This is a genomic window from Methylobrevis pamukkalensis (genome assembly GCF_001720135.1).
GTDB classification, from domain to species: domain Bacteria; phylum Pseudomonadota; class Alphaproteobacteria; order Rhizobiales; family Pleomorphomonadaceae; genus Methylobrevis; species Methylobrevis pamukkalensis.
Map to the genome: position 1 here is coordinate 1 of NZ_MCRJ01000011.1, position 21350 is coordinate 21350.

General features: G+C 69.4%; 14 protein-coding genes and 1 pseudogene. 7 read left to right on the forward strand and 8 right to left on the reverse strand.

From position 1 onward, the window contains the following. The first annotated feature begins 142 nt into the window (after nucleotides 1-142). Both A6302_RS03205 and A6302_RS03210 read left to right on the forward strand, forming a co-directional pair. On the forward strand, nucleotides 143-3331 hold the full coding sequence (locus A6302_RS03205) for a hybrid sensor histidine kinase/response regulator (protein WP_069305841.1): 3189 nt from the start codon (nucleotides 143-145) through the stop codon (nucleotides 3329-3331). A gap of 81 nt (nucleotides 3332-3412) precedes the next feature. Further along, nucleotides 3413-4657 (forward strand): glycosyltransferase family A protein, encoded by a 1245-nt coding sequence (locus tag A6302_RS03210; RefSeq protein ID WP_083255462.1) that lies wholly within the window; start codon nucleotides 3413-3415, stop codon nucleotides 4655-4657. Here the strand turns inward: A6302_RS03210 and A6302_RS03215 are convergent. From A6302_RS03215 to A6302_RS03230, 4 genes are all read right to left on the reverse strand, one after another. Next, nucleotides 4547-5122 (reverse strand): class I SAM-dependent methyltransferase, encoded by a 576-nt coding sequence (locus tag A6302_RS03215; protein ID WP_069305843.1) that lies wholly within the window; start codon nucleotides 5120-5122, stop codon nucleotides 4547-4549. The two genes, A6302_RS03210 and A6302_RS03215, sit on opposite strands and share 111 nt — an antisense overlap. Further along, nucleotides 5119-5853: a PIG-L deacetylase family protein gene (locus tag A6302_RS03220; RefSeq protein WP_069305844.1), complete on the reverse strand. Its 735-nt coding sequence runs from the start codon at nucleotides 5851-5853 to the stop codon at nucleotides 5119-5121. The genes A6302_RS03215 and A6302_RS03220 overlap by 4 nt, the downstream gene beginning before the upstream one ends. Continuing rightward, on the reverse strand, nucleotides 5850-6980 hold the full coding sequence (locus A6302_RS03225) for an acyl-CoA dehydrogenase family protein (RefSeq protein ID WP_069305845.1): 1131 nt from the start codon (nucleotides 6978-6980) through the stop codon (nucleotides 5850-5852). The genes A6302_RS03220 and A6302_RS03225 overlap by 4 nt, the downstream gene beginning before the upstream one ends. A gap of 213 nt (nucleotides 6981-7193) precedes the next feature. Further along, nucleotides 7194-8219: a GlxA family transcriptional regulator gene (locus A6302_RS03230; RefSeq protein WP_069305866.1), complete on the reverse strand. Its 1026-nt coding sequence runs from the start codon at nucleotides 8217-8219 to the stop codon at nucleotides 7194-7196. A 216-nt stretch (nucleotides 8220-8435) separates the two neighbouring features. Between A6302_RS03230 and A6302_RS03235 the strand changes: the two genes are divergently transcribed. The 5 genes from A6302_RS03235 to A6302_RS03255 all read left to right on the forward strand — a co-directional run bounded on the left by A6302_RS03235 (nucleotide 8436) and on the right by A6302_RS03255 (nucleotide 17289). Next, nucleotides 8436-9725: a hypothetical protein gene (locus A6302_RS03235; RefSeq protein WP_069305846.1), complete on the forward strand. Its 1290-nt coding sequence runs from the start codon at nucleotides 8436-8438 to the stop codon at nucleotides 9723-9725. A gap of 255 nt (nucleotides 9726-9980) precedes the next feature. Beyond that, nucleotides 9981-11309 carry a calcium-binding protein gene (locus tag A6302_RS03240; RefSeq protein ID WP_069305847.1) on the forward strand — a complete coding sequence of 443 codons (1329 nt, stop codon included), beginning with the start codon at nucleotides 9981-9983 and terminating at the stop codon, nucleotides 11307-11309. 319 nt (nucleotides 11310-11628) lie between these two features. Beyond that, nucleotides 11629-14751: a response regulator gene (locus A6302_RS03245; protein WP_069305867.1), complete on the forward strand. Its 3123-nt coding sequence runs from the start codon at nucleotides 11629-11631 to the stop codon at nucleotides 14749-14751. Further along, entirely contained in the window at nucleotides 14748-15620 is an 873-nt protein-coding gene (locus tag A6302_RS03250) for a CheR family methyltransferase (protein ID WP_069305868.1), read from the forward strand. The genes A6302_RS03245 and A6302_RS03250 overlap by 4 nt, the downstream gene beginning before the upstream one ends. Beyond that, the gene (locus A6302_RS03255) at nucleotides 15610-17289 is read left to right on the forward strand and encodes an HWE histidine kinase domain-containing protein (protein WP_245293889.1); all 1680 of its coding nucleotides are present in this window, start codon (nucleotides 15610-15612) and stop codon (nucleotides 17287-17289) included. Before A6302_RS03250 ends, A6302_RS03255 begins: the two co-directional genes overlap by 11 nt. Nucleotides 17290-17323: 34 nt before the next feature. On the opposite strand, the gene A6302_RS25550 is transcribed toward A6302_RS03255, so the two are convergent. The 4 genes and pseudogenes from A6302_RS25550 to A6302_RS03270 all read right to left on the reverse strand — a co-directional run bounded on the left by A6302_RS25550 (nucleotide 17324) and on the right by A6302_RS03270 (nucleotide 21256). Further along, on the reverse strand, nucleotides 17324-18634 hold the full coding sequence (locus A6302_RS25550; RefSeq protein WP_425349107.1) for a xanthine dehydrogenase family protein molybdopterin-binding subunit: 1311 nt from the start codon (nucleotides 18632-18634) through the stop codon (nucleotides 17324-17326). A 3-nt stretch (nucleotides 18635-18637) separates the two neighbouring features. After that, nucleotides 18638-19743: pseudogene (locus A6302_RS25555) on the reverse strand (xanthine dehydrogenase family protein molybdopterin-binding subunit); the annotation flags it as partial. After that, nucleotides 19740-20741 (reverse strand): FAD binding domain-containing protein, encoded by a 1002-nt coding sequence (locus A6302_RS03265; protein ID WP_069305848.1) that lies wholly within the window; start codon nucleotides 20739-20741, stop codon nucleotides 19740-19742. The pseudogene A6302_RS25555 and the gene A6302_RS03265, both read right to left, overlap by 4 nt. Beyond that, nucleotides 20738-21256: a 2Fe-2S iron-sulfur cluster-binding protein gene (locus A6302_RS03270; protein ID WP_083255464.1), complete on the reverse strand. Its 519-nt coding sequence runs from the start codon at nucleotides 21254-21256 to the stop codon at nucleotides 20738-20740. The genes A6302_RS03265 and A6302_RS03270 overlap by 4 nt, the downstream gene beginning before the upstream one ends. Nucleotides 21257-21350 lie beyond the last annotated feature (94 nt).

A 21350-nucleotide genomic window follows, 5' to 3' on the forward strand; every position in this document is an offset into this window, starting at 1 on the left:
CGGGGAAATGCACATGCGGGTCGCCCCCGGGTGCGATTGGGACTTGAGAGAGCAAAGGCGGCTTGTCATTGTCGCCGCAGTGACAGCCTGATGCAGGTTTGATATCCGATCGTCCGCCTCAACGCCCTCGCCGGAGCAGACCATGTCTCGAGACCTACCGGCCGACGCCCTGCTCGGGGGCGGAGAAACGGCATCGCTGATCCGGGAGTTCGACTGGGGCCGCACCAGTCTCGGGGCCATTTGCGCCTGGCCGGCGACCGTGAAGGCGGTCGTGGCGATGATCCTGCGCTGCCCGTTGCCGATCGTCACGCTGTGGGGCGACGACGGCGTCATGATCTACAACGATGCCTATTCGGTCTTTGCCGGCGCACGGCATCCCGCGCTGCTCGGCTCGAAGGTGCGCGAGGGCTGGCCGGAGGTGGCCGACTTCAACGATCATGTGGTGCGCACAGTGTTTCACCGGGGCGAGACCCTGTCCTACGAGGAGCAGGAGCTTGCGCTCGACCGGGGCGAGGGGCCGCGTCAGGTCTGGATGAACCTCGACTATTCGCCGATCGTGGGGGAAGACGGCGTTCCGCTGGGCGTGATCGCCATCGTGGTGGAAACCACCGCCAAGGTCATCGCCGGGCGCCAGTTGCAGGACGAACGCATGCGGCTGCGGCAGATGTACGAGCAGTCGGCGTCGTTCATGGCGTTGCTCGAAGGATCGGAGCACCGCTTCGTCATCGTCAATCCCGCCTACCGCAAGCTGGTCGGCGAGCGCGATGTCGTCGGAAAGACGGTCGCCGAGGTGCTGCCGGAAGCGGTTGGTCAGGGGTATGTTGGCCTGCTCGACGAGGTCTTTCGCAGCGGCCGTCCCTATCGCCTGCTCAACTCGGCCTTCGATCTGGTGGTGAATGCGGACCAGCGGCCCGAGCGCCGCTTCGTCGATCTCATCTATCAGCCGATCACCGATCGCGACGGCCATGTGACGAGCATCTTCGTCAACGGCATCGACGTGACCGACAATATTGCCGCGCAGGAGGCGCTGCGCGCCAGCGAGGCCCAGTTCCGGACGTTTGCCCAGGCGATGCCGAACCACGTCTGGGCCGCCACCCAGTCCGGCCTCGTCGACTGGTTCAACGACAGGGTCTACGACTACAGCGGCCGGACGCCCGAGCAGCTTGTCGGCGCCGGCTGGATCGACGTCGTCCATCCGGACGACCAGAGTTCCGCTGTCAGCAACTGGCAGGCGGCGCTGGCGGCGGGCGAGCCCTACGAGACCGAATTCCGCATCCGCCGCGCCGACGGCGGATACCGCTGGCATCTGGTCCGGGCGCTGCCGATCCGCAACGAGGCGGGCATGATCACCCGCTGGATCGGCACCAACACCGACATCCACCAGCAGAAGCTGGCCGAGGTGCAGAGCTCCCGCGACCTCGAACGCATCTGGAACATCTCGCCGGTGCTGAAGCTGGTGACCACGCCCACCGGCCGGATCACCGCGGTCAACCCGGCCTGGACGCGCGCGCTCGGCTGGACGGTCGAGGAAACGGTCGGCCGGAACGTGCGCGACTTCGTCGATCCGGAAAGCCGCGACCGGACCTCCGACCGCCTGCTGCAGCCCGATGCCATGGCCCGTACGGCAGGGTTCATCCTGTCGAAGGACGGCCACAGCCGCCGCATCGAATGGACGTCGCTCGCCGAGGACGGGACGGTCTATGCCTTCGGCCGGGACATCACGACCGAAGTCGAGACGACCGCCGCGCTGGAAAAGAGCGAAGCGGCGCTGATTCAGGCGCAGAAGATGGAGGCCATCGGCCAGCTGACCGGCGGGATCGCCCATGACTTCAACAACCTGCTGCAGGTCGTGAGCGGCAATCTCCAGCTTCTGGCGGGCGACATCCTGGGCAACACCCGCGCCGAGCAGCGCGTGCGCAATGCGATGGAGGGCGTCACACGCGGCTCGCGGCTCGCGTCGCAGCTTCTGGCCTTCGGCCGCCGCCAGCCGCTCGCACCCAAGGTCGTCAACCTCGGGCGGCTGGTCCGCAGCATGGACGACATCCTGCGGCGCGCGCTCGGCGAGGCCATCGAGATCGAGACGATCATCGGCGGCGGCCTGTGGAACACCTACGTGGATCCGGGCAACATCGAGAACGCGCTGCTCAACCTGTCGATCAATGCCCGCGACGCCATGGAGGGCCGGGGCAAGCTGACCATCGAGATCGGCAACGCCTTCCTCGACGACCACTATGCCCGCGAGCACGCCGACGTCGCGTCGGGACAGTATGTCCTGCTCGCGGTCAGCGACACCGGCGCCGGAATGCCGCCGGAGCTGATCGCCAAGGTGTTCGAGCCGTTCTTCACCACCAAGCCGGAGGGCAAGGGCTCCGGGCTCGGCCTCTCCATGGTCTACGGCTTCGTCAAGCAGTCGGGCGGACACGTCAAGATCTACAGCGAGGAGGGCGAAGGCACGACGATCCGGCTCTATCTGCCGCGCTCGACCGAGGTGGAGGATGCGCTCGCGCCCCGCGAGTTCGGGCCGATCACCGGAGGCGAGGAGACCATCCTCGTCGCCGAGGACGATGCCTTCGTGCGGCAGACCGTCGTGGAGACCCTGAGCGGGCTGGGCTACCGGGTGCTGGAGGCGGCGGACGCGAATGCGGCGCTCGCCATTCTGGAAAGCGGCCTGCAGATCGACCTGCTGTTCACCGATGTCGTCATGCCGGGCCCGCTCAAGTCGACCGACCTCGCCAGGAAGGCGGTGGTCCGCCTGCCGCGCCTCAAGGTCCTGTTCACCTCCGGCTACACCGAAAACTCGATCGTGCACGGCGGGCGCCTTGACGAGGGCGTCGAGTTGCTGAGCAAGCCCTACACGCGCGAAGCCCTTGCCCGGAAGCTGCGCGACCTGCTGGGCAAGCCGGGCGAGTCCGCGGCGCAGACCCCGCCGGCCGCGCTGTCGGAGACGGCGATGGCGGAACGGACCGGCGGTGCCGGGCTGACGATCCTGATCTGCGAGGACGAGGCGCTGATCCGCATGGCCACGGTCGATCTGGTCGAGGATCTGGGCCACACCGTGCTGGAGGCTGGAAAGGGCTCCGTCGCCCTGGAGCTTCTGGCCAACCATCGCATCGACCTCCTGCTGACGGACGTCGGCCTGCCGGACATGGACGGCGCGGCGCTGGCGCGGCAGGCGCGTGCGCTCCATGCAGACCTGCCCATCATCTTCGCGACCGGCCATCAGCGGCTGGACGGCATGAAGATGGATGATCGGATGCGGCTTCTGACCAAGCCTTTCGACGCGCGCAATCTGGAGGAGGCGATCCGGGTCATGGCCCCGGGGCCTGCCTGACGCGGAAGGACAATCAGGCGCCTCGTCGCCGGGAACCCTTGCAGTGGCTGGAACGTTCGCGTCCTGCCGCAGGGGATCATCATGTCCGCAGTTTCCGCCGCCCGCCTCGCTCTTGCCCGTCACCTTCTTGAGTCCGAAAGACCCGCCGGGCCGGTGCCCGGGGTGGTGGTCGCAATTCCGGCCCGGGACGAGGAGGCGCGCATCGACGCCTGCCTCGCCTCGCTGATCGCCCAGCGCGGGATCCCCGCCGCCCATGCGGATGTCGGCATCGTGCTCGTTGCCAACAACTGCCGCGACGCCACCGCGCCACGCGCGCGCCATCTTCTTCGGAAATCCGGGATCCCGCATCGCGTTCTGGCACTCGACCTGCCGGCCGGCAACGCCAACGCCGGCCATGCCCGGGGTCTTGCCCTCGACGTCGCCGGCCTGTGGGCGGGTCAGGCGGGCGGCCGGGGCATCCTCCTCACCACTGATGCCGACACGCGGGTCGGGCCGGACTGGATCGCCCGCAACATCGCCGCCCTGTCCGGTTGCTGCGACGCCGTCGCCGGCCGATTTGTCTTCGACCGGCGCGAGGAGGCCGCCTGGCCGCCGCATCTGCGGCGCCGACGCCGTCTGGAAGGCGCCTACGAGCATGCCCTGGCGGCGCTGTCCACGTGCATCGATCCGCTGCCGGAGGATCCCTGGCCGAACCACTGGACCGAATCCGGCGCAAGCTTTGCCGTCACGCTCGCCGCCTATCGCCGCATCGGCGGGCTTCCGGTGGTGGAGGTCGGTGAGGATCGGGCCCTGGCGGCCACCCTTGCCCGCCACGACATTGCCCTCCGCCACGATCCGGGCATCGTCGTCACCACGTCGGCCCGCTTCGATGGCCGTGCGGACGGTGGCTGCGCGAGCACCCTGCGCCTGCGCGCCGAACGCGACGCGGTGCCGGCCGACGAGCGGCTGGAGCCGTTGCCGGCCGCGTTGCGGCGCATGGTGCTGCGCGGGCGGATGCGGCGGGCCTTCGCGGCGAACTGTCATCCCGGGACGTGGGAGCGCCGGCTCGCGCTGCCGGAGGGCGCACTGGGCGGGCGGACAGGGCGCAGCTTCGGTGAGGCATGGGCAACGGCGCTGGCGCAGAGCCCGCTGCTGGTGCCCGAGCCGCTGCGCCCCGACCGGATCGCGGATCACCTGCGGGACGCGCGGCGGCTGCGGGGCGCGCTCGAGGGCCTGTCACCCGGCAGCGAGAAGATCGAGGCGATAGTCGTCGGTGCGCTGCCGGGCAAGGCGCCGGTAGCCGCTGCCGAGCGCGCGGATGAACTGGTCGGAGGCTGCGTCGCCTGAGAGGGGATAGTCGGTCTCGCGCACCCAGTGCACGAGCAGGACCTGACCGCCGGGCCGCAGCGACCTGTCCACCCGCGCCGCGAGCGCGTCGACATCCGGCGCCCCCAGATAGTAGATCACCTCCGACAGGACGATCAGGTCGAAGCTGCCGGACGGCCAGTCGGCGGGCACATGGCCCTGGACGAAGCTGACCGAGGGCAGGTCGAGGCAGCGCGCACGGGCGGTGTCCAGCGCGCGGGCGGCCGGATCGATCGCCACCAGATGATCGCACCGGCTTGCAAGGCGCTTGGTCAGCACCCCGATCGAGCAGCCGACCTCCAGCACCCGTCCGTAGCGCGCGTGGGGCAGGGCCGCGAGCGTGGCGGCATATTTCGCATCCTCGTAAGGACTGGTCTCGAAGGCCCAGGGGTCGGGCGCGCGCTCGTAGAGGTCATCGAAATAGGTGGGGGGCAGGGTGGTGGTCATGTCACGGGTCCCAGGAAGATTTCCGGCGCCTCGAAGCGCGCGAGCATGTCGGGGGTCAGCCGGAAGCCGTCCGGATCGTCGCCGATGAGATCGGTCGTCTGCGAGGCATGGGCGGCGATCGCCCGCCGCTTGGCCTCGAGATACGGATCGATCCGCACGCGAACGCCAGCGACGGGCGGGCTGTCCAGCGATGTCTGCGGCGGCAGGGTCAGGCCCCAGATCGGATATTCCCACAGGCCCGCCCCGGGCACCCGGCGCACCGCATCGCGGGCGAGGATGAAGCTTGCCTTGTGGTCGATGTGCGGATCGTGGCGCCAGCTGACCGCCACGACGTCGGCACCGGCGCAGAGACCGGCGACCCGATCGGCCGCCTGGTTCGCCTCGGTGCCATGGAAGGGCACCGCCCGGTCCGGCAGGTCGAGAAAATGCACCGCCTCGGCCGGAACGCCGAGCCGATGGGCCGCCTCCACCGCCTCGCCGCGGCGCAGTTCCGCCAGCTTCGGCCCGGGAAACAGCTGCGACCCCGGATGGGAGCCGGCGCCATCGCTGACGATGACGATCGTCACGGGCAGGTCGGCGGCCCGGCACCCCGCGATCAGGCCGCCGCAGCCGAGACTCTCGTCGTCGGGATGCGGCGCGATGACGACGAGATGATGACGGACGAAGCTCTCGGGCTCGACGATCGGCAGGTCCGCCATGGCGCGCAGCGCGTCTTCGGCCGAAAAGATCATGGCCAGATCTCCCGCAGCGGCTGCGTCTCGCCAAGGCCGTAGCCGGCCGCCTCGCACAGCGCCCGGTCCGGGGCCGGCTGGCGCAGGTAGGTGGCAAGATCCCGGCACAGGCGCTCGACCGGATGCGGCCTCAGGAAAGCGGCAAGGCCGATGGAGCGCTGCACGAGCTCCATCACCTGAAGGCCGCAGCGCTCGACGGCGCAGCGCGCGAGGTTGACATAGGCGATCGCGGCCATGCCGCTGTCGTCGCCTCCATCGTCCGACGCGTCCGCCTCCGCGATGCGGGCGGCGCGCTCGACCCAGAGCCGGGCGGTCTCGGCGGCGATCATCGCTTCGCCCATCCGGGCGCGCTGGTGGGGATCGTCGCCGCGGCCGCGGCTGCGCAGGGCCGCCCGCGCCTCGTCCACCAGCCGCTCGATGCCGCCGAGCTGGACGGCACAGAAGCGCCAGGCGCCGGCGGAAAAATGCGGCTGGCGATGATAGTCGTCGTCGCCGCCGAGAATGTCGTCGGCCGCGACCGGCAATCCGTTGAAACTGTAGCTGCCGCTGGCGGAAGCGCGCATGCCGTGCGCCGTCCAGCCGGAGAGATCGGCGCGGGGGGCATCGTCGAGCCGCGGCAGCACCATCAGCAGCCGGCCGGCCTCGTCCCGCGCGGTGACGAGCGGCCGGGCGACATGGCCGGCGCCCGACGCGAAGATCTTGCGGCCGGCGAGTTCGAGGCGATCGCCGCGGCGGACGAGCCGCAGTCCGTCGGCGCCCTCGGTGTTCCAGACACCGAACAGCGCGCCGTCGCGGGCCTCGTGCAACGCCCGCGCCTGCTGGTCGGCGGTGCCGTAGCGCCCGATCAGCGCCGCCGCGTTGACATGCCCCTCGAACAGCCGGCCGAGCGGCTGGCTGGCGTGTCCGACCGCGCGCAGCGCCTCCATCAGGTCGTCGGGCTCAGGCGCTCGACGGCCCTCGGCCGCATCTGCGAACGGAGCGGCAAGGACACCGACTGCGGCAAGATCGGAAATTTCTTCGTCGGGAAAGCTGTCGTCGGCATCAAGTGCCGCGCCGTGGTCGGCAACGGCGCGCATCTGGCGCCGGAAGGAAAGGGTGGCAATGCGCCGGTCATCGACCTCGAGCATGGGGCGTCTCCATTGGATCTGAACAATGGGTTGGACCCCTCGAAGTTCCACTGGACGCGCGGGATGCAGCAGGCAGGATCCGGCAGGCCGGCGCGCGGCCATGATGCGACCCTCCTTGGCCTGCTCGTGTGTCCGGCAAAGCCGATGACGCGCTGGCTGCGTGCAAGGGTGGCCGTCCGGCAGGGCCGCCGCCCGATGCCGCTTCGCCTTCGGTCAGGCCGCCGAGATGCGCCGGAACCGCTGGCGATACTGGAGCGGGGAAATGCCCGTGGCGCGCTTGAACAGGCGCCGGAAGGCGGCGGGTTCGGTGTAGCCGACCTCCTGCGCGACGGCGTCGATCGGCACGTCGGTCATTTCCAGCATCTGCTTGGCTTCCTCGATCCGCAGCGACTGCACGTAGTCGAGCGGCGCATAGCCGGTGGCGGCCTGGAACCGGCGCTTGAACGTGCGTGGCGCCAGTTGCGAGCGCCGGGTCATGCCGGCCACCGGATTGGGGGCGGCATAGTTGTCGGCGGCCCAGATCTGGGCCGCGGCGATGGCGGCATCCTCGTGCTGGGGCGGACGCACCCGTGCGGCAAACGGCAGCTGGCCCTCGCTCCGGTCGCCGAACAGGAAGATCTTGGCGGTGCGCCGGGCTTCCTCCTCGCCGCAGTAGCGGGCGACCACGTAGAGCGCGAGGTCGGTCCACGAGGCCGAACCGCCCGCGGTCACGAGCCGGTGCTCCGCCCCCGCCGGCACCAGCACCCGTTCGGGGCGCAGGCGCACGTCCGGATAGAGGCTCCGGATCTGCTCGGTGGCGGCCCAGTGGCAGGTGGCTTCCTGGCCATCCAGAAGCCCGGCCTCGGCCAGCATCAGCGACCCGGTGCAGACCGAGCAGACGAGGGCGCCCTGCGCATGTTGCCGGCGCAGCCAGGCCGTTTCCTCCGGCCAGCGGCCCCGGGTGTCCTCGTCCCGGCCAAGGGCGAGATCGCCGACGATCACGATGTCAGCCCGCTCGGCCTCGGCGAAGGTCAGGTCCGGCGCGACCGGCAGCCCGGCAAGATTGCGGAAGGGCGTCCGGCTTGCCGCGACGATGCGGGTCCGGAAGCGGCCCGGTCCGGACGGCCAGCCGGTCAGCATCTCCCAGCCGGTTCCCACAAAGACGAACACCTCGCTCAGGCCGTTCAGGACGCCCGTCGAGATTTCGGGGACGGCGAGCAGGCACACGGAAACGGGGGGTGGCGGATCGGGCATGGTCATGATCGGAAAATGGCACATTCGGACCGTTTTTGTCGAGACCGTGCCTGACGCTGCCGCCGCCGATGATGCGATCAGATCCGCGCCGCACCCGATCCGAAGCGAAAGCTGCTGCCCGGGTGCCGCTTGCGGGGCCGGTTGCCCTTTACGGGACATGGCACACCGCTTTCGCGCCCCGGCTCTGCTCGGGGCCACGCTCTCGCACTCAAAGGACCCGTCATGCTCGATTCCGCACCAACTCCCTCTCTGCATCCGGGCCTCGCCCAGGCTGCCTCCTTCCCGCTGATCGCGGCCATCCACGGCCGTCGCTCGCGCCGGTTTGCCAAGGGCGCAACCATCCCGAACGGCCCGCTGGCCTTCACCTCGCGCCATGCGCCGGAGCCGCTCGACCCGGTGGAGCAGATGCTGCTGATCGCCACGGTCGCCGGCAACACCGGATGGTCGAACCTCTTTGCCCATCACCCGGCCTATGGCGCCCGGCTGCCGAACTACACCACGGCGGCCGGCGGACGCAGCTTTCCGTCGTCGGCGGGCTTCAACACTTCGGAGTTCTTCTTCACCGACGACAGCGGCACCTACTTCCTGCCGACCCGCGACATGACGCCGGCGTCGTCCGGGGCGGAAGACGGCGACCTCGCGGCCTGGCTCGACGCGCACCGGGCGCGCATCGTCCGGCTGGCCGAGGGCCGGCTGAACATTCCCGCCGAGATGCCGCATATGGAGGGCCACAACACCTGGTGCGCGAATGTCCCGGGCTCGACGCTGATCTTTCCGGTCGCCGACGTCGCGCAGCAAGTGATCCTGCTGCTGCTCTACCTCGTGCAGAACGGCACCGGCATCTACGACAACGTGAATGGCCGGCAGATCCCGGGGCTGGAGCGCTTCTCGCACCGTCTCGACCTTTCGGTCGCCTACCCGATGACCTTCCTCGAACAGATCGCGATGACCGACGTCGCGGTGGAGATGGGGACGGCCTGCTATGCCGGCGCGCTGATGCTGCAGGCGCTCGGCCTCGGCGGCTGGATGTACACGGGGCTGAACCCGTTCACCGTGCTGGGCGCCAGCGGCGACCCGGCCGTGCCGGGCCTCGGCTTCCGCTTCCGGATGCTGGACGGCAATCCGCTGCCCTACGTGACCGGCCTGCCGGGCGTGTTCGAAGCGCATGTTCCGCCGCATCACGCCGACATGGGGGCCGCGGTGAGCGCGGTCGTGCGCCGCAAGTTCGGCAAGGGCGGCCCGTTCGATCCGACCGTGTCGGGGCCGTATCGCGACAACGCGGCGGTGCGCGGGGCGGCGGCGACGATCGACGAGGAGGCGAGCGAGATCGTGACGATCATGGCCGACTACATCTTCGCGACCTTCGGCCGCTTTCCCGCGACCGCACCGGCGGTGCTCGTGCACACCTATCTCCAGGCGCACCGGCTCGACACCGACTTCTACGACACGCATTTCGGCAAGGGCGCCTATCTCGAAACCCACGCCCGGCACGACGACCTCTGGACCCGCTGACGGTCCCGGCGGGTTGCCGCGAGAGGCCCGGCCGCGTCGCGCAGCCGGACCGGCGCTGCCTGCCGCAGCGCTTGCTCCGGCCGGGCGACCTGGATGATCAGGCGGCGGGGGGGGCGTCGCCTGAGGGGTAACAGAATGTACAAATCAAATAATTTGTGTTCAGGTGTTACGAAAGTTACAGTAACGTATGATATGGAAGATTAGAAATACGTTGGCTCCGAAGTTTATCGGGGCATGAATTCAGGACAGGACATCATGACAACGCGATTTGGAACCTCATACGCTGACCATATCTCGATCTTCGATCCGTCGGTCTCGCAGATCTATGGCTTTGGTGGCGACGACATCATCAATGTCTATGCACCAGGAGCGAAGATCATCGACGCCGGCAGCGGCCACGACCGCATCTCCGCCGGCAATGGCGACGACGTCCTCCATGGCGGCAGCGGCAACGACACGATCTCCGGCGGCTTCGGCAACGACGTCATCAACGGCGGAACCGACCCGGCGCCGGTGGACGACGTCTACGCCGCCCCCCGCGACAGCGACACCGTCAGCTATGCCTACGGCTATGCGATGACGGTCGACCTGGCCGCCGGCACCGCCACGACCCGGTTGCAGGCCAAGCCGGAGAGCGCCAACTGGACGGTGGAGAGCGACACGCTGATCGAGATCGAGAACGTCACCGGCAGCCTCTATGCCGACCGCCTCGTCGGCGACAACGCCGTCAACGTCCTGCGCGGCAACTTCGGCGACGACAGCCTGTTCGGGCGTGGCGGCGACGACGACCTGTTCGGCGACATCGGCGACGACGTGATCTACGGCGACAGTGGCAACGACGAACTCCAGGGCGGCGACGGCCGGGATTCGCTGCACGACGGTACGGGCCGCGATCTTCTCGACGGCGGCAACGGCGACGATCTGCTCTACACCGATGCCGTCGATTTCAGCGTGGACCGGCTCCATGGCGGCGACGGCAACGACAACGCCTTCCTGCGCGACATCGCCGATGTCTTCGACGGCGGCAGCGGCATCGACAGCGTCGGCTTCAATCAGGCGGCCCATGCGGTCCGCGTCGACCTGTCGGTCGGCAAGGTGGCCGTGCTGGGTGAGATCCTGCCGGCAGCGCAGACCCTGTTCAATGTCGAGCGGGCCGCGGGGAGCGAGTTCGGGGACATTCTCAAGGGGTCGGCCGGCAACAACCTGCTCTCCGGCGGCGGCGGCAGCGACGTGCTGTATGGCGGTGCCGGCGGCGACCTCCTGACCGACGGCACCGGCAACGACCATCTCTACGGCGAGGCCGGGAGCGATCACTTCCAGTTCCTGAAGGCGTCCATGAGCGACCACGGCCAGCATGACGTGATCGGCGACTTCTCCGCCGGGGACAGGGTGCGGCTCGTCGATTTCGGCTTCGACTTCGCCGATTTCGACAGCAATGGCGATGGTCTGGTCACCGGCGCGGATGCGGCGGCCGACAGGGTCGGCAACTCGCTGGTCCTGACGCTGTCGGATGCCGCCGACTGGACGGTCGAGCTGATCGGCGTGAGCCAGCTGCGGGAGGGCGACTTCCTGTTCATGAACTGAGCCGGACAGCGCCGGGCGGCCGGAGCCGGACCTCGGGATCCGTCCCGAGCCCGTGTCGAGGCCGCCCGGCGCTGCCTTCGCCGCGACCGACGGCCGCGCGCCGTCGTCGGAGGGAGCCGAACATTTTTTCTCCGGACGAGGGAACCGGGTTCGAGGTGCGCGCGTTTGCGAGTGTTGGCCGACACGATTCCGGGGGCGTACTCACATCCATCCTCGCCCGAGGGGCGCTTCGGGCACTTTCCGTGCGGGTTTTCCGCGCGGAACAGGGCCTGCAGCGCGTGCGCGGTTCCACATCGTGATGCGACCCCTGGAATCGACGATGCTTGCTGACGCCGCCCGGACGAAGACCTTCGAATATCTGCTGTACGGGCTGTTCGCCCTTCTGATCGGGGCCGTGTTCCTGATCGACCTCAACGTGCCGCTCGGGACGTCGGTCTGGGTGATCTATCTGATCCCGGTCGTCCTCTCCTATCTCGCCTGGCGCCCCGCAGTGCCGCCGCTCATTGCCCTGGCGGCCACCGGGCTGATGATCGCGGGCTTCATGGTCGACCGGCCCGGCATCGATCCGAACATCGCCTTCGTCAACCGCTCCATGGGCATCGCCACGGTCTGGGTTCTGGCGATCACCTGCATCGTGTTCATCCGCAACCGGCTTGCCGTGCGCCGCGAGGAGTGGCTGCAGACCGGCCAGGTGGAACTTGCCCGCCGCATGGCCGGAGAGCGCAAGCTCGACGCGCTCGGCGAGGAGGTGGTCCGCTGCGTGGCCGCGCGCCTCGGCGCCCGCGCGGGCGTGTTCTACGTGCGCGACGGCGACGTCTTCCGCCGCATTGCCGCCTTCGGCGTGCCCGACGGCGCCCCGGTGCCGCAGGAAATCCGGCGCGGCGACGGCGTGATCGGCGAGGCGATCGCCGGCAACCGCGGCTATATGCTCGACGAACTGCCCGGCGACTATCTTTCCTACGGTTCCGCCCTTGGCCGCGGCCGGCCGGCCTCGGTGCTGATCGCGCCGGTGCGCCAGGACGACGAGATCAACGGCGTCGTCGAGTTCGGTTTTGCCGGCAAGGCGCCGAAGGAATACGGCGAGTTCCTCGAGCGGATCGCCGGCACGGTCGGCATCGCCGTGCGCTCGGCCCGCTACCGGACGCGGCTGGAGGAACTGGTCGAGGAGACCCGCCGCCAGTCCGAGGAACTGCGCGCCCACGGCGAGGAACTGGCCGCGGCCAACGAGGAGCTGGAGGAGCAGACGCAGGCGCTGCAGGACTCCCAGCGCCGGCTGGAAATCCAGCAGGCCGATCTGGAACAGACCAACGCCCAGCTCGAAAGCCAGACCCAGACCCTGGAGGCCCAGCGTGACGATCTCGCCCGCACGCAGACCGCGCTGAAGCGCCAGGCGCGCGAACTGGAGCGGGCCAGCCGCTACAAGTCCGAATTCGTCGCCAACATGTCGCACGAGCTGCGCACGCCGCTGAACGCGCTGCTGATCATGTCGCGGTTGCTGATCGAGAACCGGACCGGCAACCTCAGCGAAGAACAGATCAGCTTTGCCCGCACCATCGAAGGGTCCGGCAACGATCTTCTCGGGCTGATCAACGACATTCTCGACCTCTCCAAGGTCGAGGCCGGCAAGCTTGACCTGTCGCCGGAGGATGTGGCCGTCGCCGGCGTGGTGGACCGTCTGCGCCGCACCTTCGAACCTCTCGCCACCCAGAAGAGGGTCGGCCTGCGGGTGGAGGTGGAGGCCGGGACGCCGGAAACCTTCGAGACCGACCCGCAGCGCCTCGAACAGGTGCTGAAGAACTTCCTGTCCAACGCGGTGAAATTCACCGAGGCCGGCGAGGTGGTGCTCAAGGTGAGCCCTGCCGGCGACGGGATCGCCTTCGCCGTGACCGACACCGGCATCGGCATCGCGGACGAAGAGCAGGAGACCGTGTTCGAGGCCTTCCGCCAGGCCGACGGCACGATCAACCGCCGCTACGGCGGCACCGGCCTCGGCCTGTCGATCTCGCGCGAGCTCGCCGGCCTGCTCGGCGGCGAGATCCGGCTGGAGAGCCGGCTCGGCGAGGGCAGCACCTTCACGCTGACCCTGCCGCTGCACCTCGATCGCGATGTCGTGGAACGCGAGCAGCCGATGCCGATGCCGCGGCGGGCGGCTCCGAGACCGGCGGCAAGGCCGTCGCAGGCCGCCGCCGCGCCGGTGGTTCCCGCCCCGCCGCTGCCCGGCATCGAGGATGATCGGGCCCGGATCGCGGCCGACAGCCGGGTGATCCTCGTCGTCGAGGACGATCCGGCCTTTGCGAAGATCCTGCTCGATCTTGCCCGCGAACTCGGCTTCCAGTGCATCGTCACGGCCACTGCCGACGACGGCGTGACCGCCGCCCGCCAGTATCTCCCGCATGCGGTGATCCTCGACATGGGCCTGCCGGACCACACCGGCCTGTCCGTGCTCGACCGGCTGAAGCGCGACGTGCGCACGCGCCACATCCCCGTGCATGTCGCCTCGGCGGGCGACTACACCCATGCCGCCTTCGCCTATGGCGCCGCCGGCTACATGCTGAAGCCGGTCCGCCGCGAACGGCTGATCGAGGCGCTGGAGAGCTTCGGCACGAAGATGGCGCGGCCGATGCGCCGGGTGCTGATCGTCGAGGACGATCCGGCCCAGCTCGCCGGCCTGTCGCATCTGCTCGGGGGAACCCATGTCGAGACCGTCGGCTGCAGCACGGCAGCCGAGTGCCTCGAACGCCTCCGCACCGAGACCTTCGACTGCATGGTGCTCGACATGACGCTGCCCGACGCCTCGGGCTTCGACATCCTCGAGCAGCTCGACCGCGACGCGGACTCGTCCTTCCCGCCGGTGATCGTCTACACCGCCCGGGAGCTGACGCCGGACGAGGAGCTGCGGCTGCGCAAGTACTCGCGCTCGATCATCATCAAGGGCGCCAAGTCGCCCGAACGGCTGATCGACGAGGTGACCCTGTTCCTGCACCAGGTCGTCTCGGAACTGCCGGAGCAGCAGCGCACCATGCTCGCCAGCTCGCTCAACCGCGACGTGGCCCTCGAGGGGCGCCGCATCCTCGTCGTCGAGGACGACGTGCGCAACGTCTTCGCCGTCACCAGCATCTTCGAGCCGCACGGCGCCGAGGTGCAGATCGCCCGCAACGGCCGCGAGGCGCTCGACGCGCTGGCCCGGATGGAGGACGGCGGGCAGATGCCGGTCGATCTCGTCCTGATGGACGTGATGATGCCGGAGATGGACGGCCTCACCGCCACCCGCGAGATCCGGACGCGCCCGGCCTGGAAGTCGCTGCCGATCATCATGCTGACCGCCAAGGCGATGCCCGACGATCAGGAGCAGTGTCTCGCCGCCGGGGCGAACGACTATCTCGCCAAGCCGCTCGATGTCGACAAGCTGCTGTCGCTCGCCCGCGTGTGGATGCCGCGATGAGCGAGGTTGCCACCGCCAGCCCCACCGAGACGATCGAACTGGAGCTTCTGCTCGAGGCGATCCACCGCCGCTACCACTATGATTTCCGCTCCTATTCCCGCGCCTCCGTGCGGCGGCGGGCGGATCTGGCACGCGAGCGCCTCGGCTGCGCCACCCTGTCCGCGCTGCAGGAGCGCATCCTGCACGAGCCGAAGCTGCTGCCGGTGCTGATCGACTGCATGACCGTGCAGGTCAGCGAGATGTTCCGCGACCCGGACTATTTCCGGGCGCTGCGCGAGAAGGTGATCCCGCATCTGCGCACCTTCCCGTCGCTGAAGGTCTGGGTTGCCGGATGCAGCAACGGCGAGGAGCTCTATTCGCTGGCGATCCTCTTCCGGGAGGAAGGGCTGGAACAGCGCACGATGTTCTATGCCACCGAGATCAACCCGACGGCGCTCGCGAAGGCCGAGGCCGGCATCTACGACCTCGACCGCATTCCGCTGTTCACCGCCAATCACCAGAAGTCCGGCGGCAAGTCGTCGCTGTCGGACTATTACACGGCGGCCTACGGCGCGGCGGTGTTCGACAAGTCGCTCCGGGCGCGCACCGTGTTCGCCGAACACAGTCTTGCCTCCGACGCGGTGTTTTCCGAGGTGCATCTCGTCTCCTGCCGGAATGTGCTGATCTACTTCGACGCGGAGCTGCAGGACCGGGCGATCGCCCTCTTCAGCGGCTCGCTGGCGCGCGGCGGCTTCCTCGGCCTCGGCCTCAACGAGAGCCTGCGCTTCCGCACCGGCTTCGATGCCTATGTTCCCTTCGCCGAGCCCGAGCGCATCTGGCGCCGGGCAGCCGATCGCACCCCAACGAGAGAGGCCGGCCATGCCGTCTGATGTCGTCAGGTTCCTGCTCGTCGACGATCTCGACGAGAATCTGCGGGCTCTGGAGGCGCTGCTGCGCTGCGACGGGCTCGAGATCCATCTTGCCCGCTCCGGAATGGAGGCGCTGGAGCTGCTGCTGCGCAACGACTATGCGCTGGCGCTGCTCGACGTCCAGATGCCGGGGATGGACGGCTTCGAGCTGGCCGAACTGATGCGCGGCACCGAGCGGACGCGGCAGGTGCCGATCATCTTCGTCACGGCGGCAGCCGCCGACGAGGGCCGGCGCTTCCGCGGCTACGAGGCCGGCGCCGTCGACTACGTGTTCAAGCCGGTCGACCCGCTGGTGATGAAGAGCAAGGCCAAGGTCTTCTTCGAGATCGGCCGCCAGCATCTGGAACTTGCAAGGCGCAAGGACGAGCTGCAGACGCTCGCCGGCAAGCTCGGCACCGCCCTCGACCGCCTGCAGGCCCATTCCGACAACTCGCCGCTCGCCATCGTCGAATTCGATCCGGACCTGCGGGTGCTCGGCTGGTCCAAGGGCGCCGAGCGCATGTTCGGCTGGACATCCGGCGAAATGGTCGGCCACCGGCTCACCGATCTCGGCTGGGTGCCCGACGTCTGCACGGAGGATCTGCGCAGCCAGTTCTTCGCCGATGCCCAGCCCGCGCGTGGTCACGAGGACGTCCGCTGCCGCCGCAAGGACGGCGCGAGCGTCGAGAGCGAATGGTACGCCTCGCTGCTGCGCGACGGCGCCGGCCGGCCGCTGTCGCTCAACGTCCAGATCCTCGACGTCACCGACCGGCGCCGCGCGGAGGAAACCCAGCGGCTTTTGATCGGCGAGCTCAATCACCGGGTCAAGAACACGCTGGCCACCGTGCAGGCGATCGCCACCCAGACCCTGCGCCACACCCGCAATCCGGATCACTTCGCCGACACCTTCTCGGGGCGGATCCAGTCGCTGGCGAGCGCCCATTCGCTCCTGAGCGACAGCACGTGGCAGGGGGCGGGCCTCGCCGATCTCGTCCGCGACCAGCTGCGTCACGGCACGGTCGACCCGGCACGCCTGTCGGCCTCCGGGCCCGAGATCAGCCTCGCGCCGCAGGCGGCGCTGCGGCTGGGTCTCGTCCTGCACGAGCTTGCCACGAATGCGTGCAAGTATGGCGCCTTCAGCGGGCCGGACGGGCGCGTGGCGCTGACCTGGTCGGTGGACGACGGCCGCCTGGTGCTGATCTGGGAGGAGGCCGGGGGGCCGCCGGTGCGGGCGCCCTCGCGGCGCGGCTTCGGATCCACGCTGATCGACGGCAGCATCCGCTCGGACGGCGGGACCGCAGCGGTGTCCTACCGGGTCGAAGGGGTCGTGTGGCGCATCGAGCTTCCGCTCGGCGGCACCAAGGCATCGGAAATCGAAACGAGGCTTCGCGCGGACGAGAAGCTCCGGGCGGTTCAGGCGAAGGAGGAGCCCGTGGGCGAGATCGCGGACAAGACCTATCTCGTTGTCGAGGACGAGGCGCTGGTCGCCCTCGAACTCGTCTCGATCCTCGAGGATGCCGGCGCCACGGCCATCGGCCCGGCCGGAACGGTCGCCGACGCGCTGGCCGCGATCGAGACCGAGCGCTTCGACGCGCCTTCCTCGACGGCAACCTGCACGGCCATGCCGTGGACGAGGTTGCGGCGGCGCTGACCCGCCAGGGCATTCCCTTCGCCTTCGTCAGCGGTTACGGCCGGGAAAACCTGCCCGCCGGCTTCGCGTCGGCGGGGATCGTCGGCAAGCCCTTCTCGCCGCGCCAGCTTCTCGACGAGGCCGCCCGGCTCGTGGAGCCGCGCGCCGACGTGATCCAGCTGCGTACCGGGACCGAGCGGGGCTGATCCGTTGCCGACGGGATCCGGGACGTGCGGGCATGCCGCACGCCCCGGACCGGGAGGCTTACAGCCTGTCCGGCAGGCCGGCGATGATCCGGTCGGGCGTGGCCGGATAGTCGCGCACCCGCACGCCGCAGGCGTGTAGATCGCGTTGGTGATCGCCGCGCCGACACCGGCCAGCGCCAGTTCGCCGATGCCCTTCGACGCGAGCGGGCTGGCGACGCGTCATGCTCGGGCAGCAGCACCACCTCCAGCTTCGGCACGTCGGCATTCGACGGCACATGGTAGCCGGCGAGATCGTGGTTGACGATCAGGCCGCTGCGCGGATCGATCTGCAACTCCTCGGTCAGGGCCGTGCCGATCCCCCAGATCTGGCCGCCGTAGCACTGCGACGTCGCGGTCTTCTCGTTGAGGATGCGGCCGGCCGCGGCCACCGTCAGAAGACGCCGCACCCGCGTCTCGCCGGTGTGGCAGTTGACCGCCACCTCGCAGAAATGCGCGCCGTATCCGGCCTGGTGGAAGCGCTTCTTGGTCTCGCCCGGCTCGATCTCGCCGGTGATCGAGATCGGGTCGGCGCCGATCGCCTCGGCCAGCGGCACGCGCCGATTGCCGACGATCACGTCGCCGTCCTTCATCGACATCTCGGCGGGGGTGGTGCCGAGCCGGTTGGCGATCTCGGCGATCACGCCCTCGCAGGCCACATAGACCGCCGAGCCGGAGCTGTTCGCGCCCCAGGACCCGCCGGAACCGGAGGAGGGCGGCAGCAGGCTGTCGCCGAGCGTCACGTCCACCTTGTCGATCGGCAGCCCCAGCATCTCGCCGGTGATCTGGGCGAGGATCGTGTAGCTGCCGGTGCCGATGTCGGTCATCGCCGTCTTCACCGTGGCGCGACCCTCCGGGGTCAGCGTCACCTCCGCGGCCGCCTTCATCAGCATGTTGGCGCGCGAGGCGGCGGCCATGCCGTAGCCGATCAGCCACTCGCCCTCGCGCCGGCTTCCGGGTGCTTCGGGGCGCTTGTCCCATCCGAAGCGCCGCGCGCCCTCGTCCATGCAGGCGACCAGATTGCGGGCGGAGAAGGGCCGGCCATCCTGCGGGTTGACCTCCGGCTCGTTGCGCCGGCGCAGTTCCACCGGATCAAGGCCGAGCTTCTCGGCCAGCTCGTCCATGGCGTTTTCCAGCGCCAGCATGCCGACGGCCTCGCCGGCGCCCGGACGGAGGCGGTCATCAGCAGGTCGCTTTCGGCGAGGAAATGCCGGATCGACCGGTTCTCGCCGGCATAGAGGAACACGGTCGACATGCCGGCCGGCTCGAAGAAGCTGTTGCCCGGCGAATTGGTGGCCACCGTGTCGTGGGAAATCGCGGTGATCCGCCCGTCGGCCTGCGCGCCGATGCGGACGCGCTGGCGTGTTTCCGACCGGCGCGAGGTCGCCTGGAACACCGCCTGCCGGGTGAGCGCGACCTTGACCGGCCGCACCAGCCGCTGCGCGGCGCGGGCGGCGAGGATCACGTCGGCGCTGATGCCGAGCTTGTTGCCGAAGCCGCCGCCGACATAGGGGCTGATCAGGCGGACCTTCTCCTTCGCGATGCCGAGACTGGCCGCGACCTGACCGGTGTTGACCTCGACGAGCTGCGAGGAGCAGTAGACGGTCAACGCGTCCTCGTCCCAGGAGGCGACGGCCGCCTGCGGTTCCATCGCCGCCGAATGATGCGAGGGCGTGGTGTAGTCGAGATCGATCTTGACGTCGGCCGCCTCGAAGGCGGCGGCGAAATCGCCGCGCTCGACCTTGGCCGGCATCACGCCGTCCTCGGCCAGCGGCGCGTCGTCGGCAAGCCTGTCGAGCTCGTAGCGGCCGAGTTCGGTTTCCGACACGACGGTGACGGCGGTGGCCGCATGGCGCGCGGCCTCGAAGCTTGTCGCCACCACGAAGGCCACGGGCTGGCCGTGGTGGTGGATCCGCCCCTCGGTCATCTGAGGCTTCTCGCCCATCGGCTGCGACGAGGCGCGCGGCAGGTCGTCGGTGAGCACGAGCAGCACGCCCGGCATCGCCTCCGCTTCGCCCTTGCGCACCGAGGTGAGGTGGCTGCGCCCCACCGGCGCGGTCACGAGATAGCCGTAGGCGGTGTCCGGGCCGGCGTCATGCTCGTAGGCGTAGGTCGCCCGTCCCGTCACCTTGAGCGGGCCCTCGATCCGGTCCGCCGGCGTGCCGAGCAGGCCGTTGCCGGCGTCGTCGAGCCGGGTGTGGCCGATGTCGGTGTCCATCACGTGCTTGGTCATGCGGAGGTCTCCTCCTCGAACGAGGCGGTGGTTTCCCGCAGCGCGGCCATCAGCGTCCGGCGGGTCAGCGGAATCTTGAAGTCGTTGTGGCCGTGGCCGCGCGCCTCCTGCAGCAGCAGGCGGGCCGCCTCGTCGAACAGCTTGTCCGACGGCGCCTTGCCCTCCAGCACCAGCTCGACCCTTTGGTCGCGCCAGGGCATCGTGCCGATGCCGCCGAAGGCCAGCCGCACATCCCGCATCAACCCGTCTTCCAGGCGGACCGCGGCGGCGACCGACACGAGGGCGAAGGCATAGGATGCCCGGTCACGCACCTTGCGATAGGTCTGCCAGCCGCCGTGCGGCGGCGGCAGGACGACGGCGACGATCAGTTCGCCGGGGGCCAGCACCGTTTCCACCGACGGGTCTTCGCCCGGCAGCCGGTAGAAGTCGCCGAGCGGGATCCGCCGCGTGGCGCCGTCGGCCGACAGCGTCTCCACCTCCGCGTCGAGGGCGCGCATGGCCACCGCCATGTCGGACGGATGGACGGCGATGCAGGCACTGCTGCCGCCGAGGATGGCGTTCATGCGGTTGATGCCCTCCATCGCGTCGCAGCCGCTGCCCGGCATGCGCTTGTTGCAGCGGGCGGAGGGCTCGTAGAAATAGCCGCAGCGCGTGCGCTGCAGCAGGTTGCCGCCGGTGGTCGCCTTGTTGCGCAACTGGCCGGAGGCCCCGGCGAGCAGCGCCCGCGACAGCAGCGGCCAATGGCGACGCACATCCGGATCCGCCGCGAGATCGGCGTTGGTGACGAGCGCGCCGATCCGCAGGCCGCGGTCGTCGGTCCGCTCGATCGCGGCAAGGTCCAGCCGCGAGATGTCGATCAGGGCGTCCGGCGTCTCGATCTGCAGCTTCATCAGGTCGAGGAGATTGGTGCCGCCGGCAATGAAGCGGGCGTCGGGCGCGGCGGCCATCTGGCCGGCCTCGCCGGGCGAGGCGGCGCGGGTGTATTCGAACGGTCTCACGAGGACGCCTCCGTGTCCTTGGCGGCGGCGGAAATGGCCGCGACGATGTTGGGATAGGCCGAGCAGCGGCAGAGGTTGCCGCTCATCCGCTCGGCGATCTCGGCCTCGGTGAGCTCCGGCTTGCCGTTGAGGCTGGCGCTGGCGTGGCTCGGCCAGCCCTTGGCGACCTCGCCGACCATTCCGACGGCGGACATGATCTGGCCCGGCGTGCAGTAGCCGCACTGGAAGCCGTCATGGGCGACGAAGGCGGCCTGCATCGGATGCAGATCGTCCGGGGTGCCGAGGCCCTCGACGGTGGTGACGGTGTCGCCGTCGTGCATCACCGCGAGCGTGAGACAGGCGTTGATCCGCCGGCCGTCGACGAGGATGGTGCAGGCGCCGCACTGCCCGTGGTCGCACCCCTTCTTCGTGCCCGTCAGGCCGAGATGGTCGCGAAGTGCGTCGAGCAGAGTGGTGCGCGCATCGAGCGCGACGGTGCGGCGTTCGCCGTTGATGGTGAGGGTGACGTCGTGCATGCCATCCGTTCCGGCTCGGCGGGAGGGGCGGCGCGCAACGGAGACGATGCTCCGTCCGCTGGCCGCCGTCTCCTGCGGGTTCTCAGGACACGAA

What these genes read in the sequence shown, in the direction of transcription:
- A6302_RS03270 (WP_083255464.1), bottom strand. Translation starts at nt 21,256, where the DNA reads ATGCACGACGTCACCCTCACCATCAACGGCGAACGCCGCACCGTCGCG.
- A6302_RS03245 (WP_069305867.1), top strand. Translation starts at nt 11,629, where the DNA reads ATGCTTGCTGACGCCGCCCGGACGAAGACCTTCGAATATCTGCTGTAC.
- A6302_RS03240 (WP_069305847.1), top strand. Translation starts at nt 9,981, where the DNA reads ATGACAACGCGATTTGGAACCTCATACGCTGACCATATCTCGATCTTC.
- A6302_RS03250 (WP_069305868.1), top strand. Translation starts at nt 14,748, where the DNA reads ATGAGCGAGGTTGCCACCGCCAGCCCCACCGAGACGATCGAACTGGAG.
- A6302_RS03255 (WP_245293889.1), top strand. Translation starts at nt 15,610, where the DNA reads ATGCCGTCTGATGTCGTCAGGTTCCTGCTCGTCGACGATCTCGACGAG.
- A6302_RS03210 (WP_083255462.1), top strand. Translation starts at nt 3,413, where the DNA reads ATGTCCGCAGTTTCCGCCGCCCGCCTCGCTCTTGCCCGTCACCTTCTT.
- A6302_RS03205 (WP_069305841.1), top strand. Translation starts at nt 143, where the DNA reads ATGTCTCGAGACCTACCGGCCGACGCCCTGCTCGGGGGCGGAGAAACG.
- A6302_RS03230 (WP_069305866.1), bottom strand. Translation starts at nt 8,219, where the DNA reads ATGACCATGCCCGATCCGCCACCCCCCGTTTCCGTGTGCCTGCTCGCC.
- A6302_RS03225 (WP_069305845.1), bottom strand. Translation starts at nt 6,980, where the DNA reads ATGCTCGAGGTCGATGACCGGCGCATTGCCACCCTTTCCTTCCGGCGC.
- A6302_RS03235 (WP_069305846.1), top strand. Translation starts at nt 8,436, where the DNA reads ATGCTCGATTCCGCACCAACTCCCTCTCTGCATCCGGGCCTCGCCCAG.
- A6302_RS03215 (WP_069305843.1), bottom strand. Translation starts at nt 5,122, where the DNA reads ATGACCACCACCCTGCCCCCCACCTATTTCGATGACCTCTACGAGCGC.
- A6302_RS25550 (WP_425349107.1), bottom strand. Translation starts at nt 18,634, where the DNA reads ATGGACGAGCTGGCCGAGAAGCTCGGCCTTGATCCGGTGGAACTGCGC.
- A6302_RS03220 (WP_069305844.1), bottom strand. Translation starts at nt 5,853, where the DNA reads ATGATCTTTTCGGCCGAAGACGCGCTGCGCGCCATGGCGGACCTGCCG.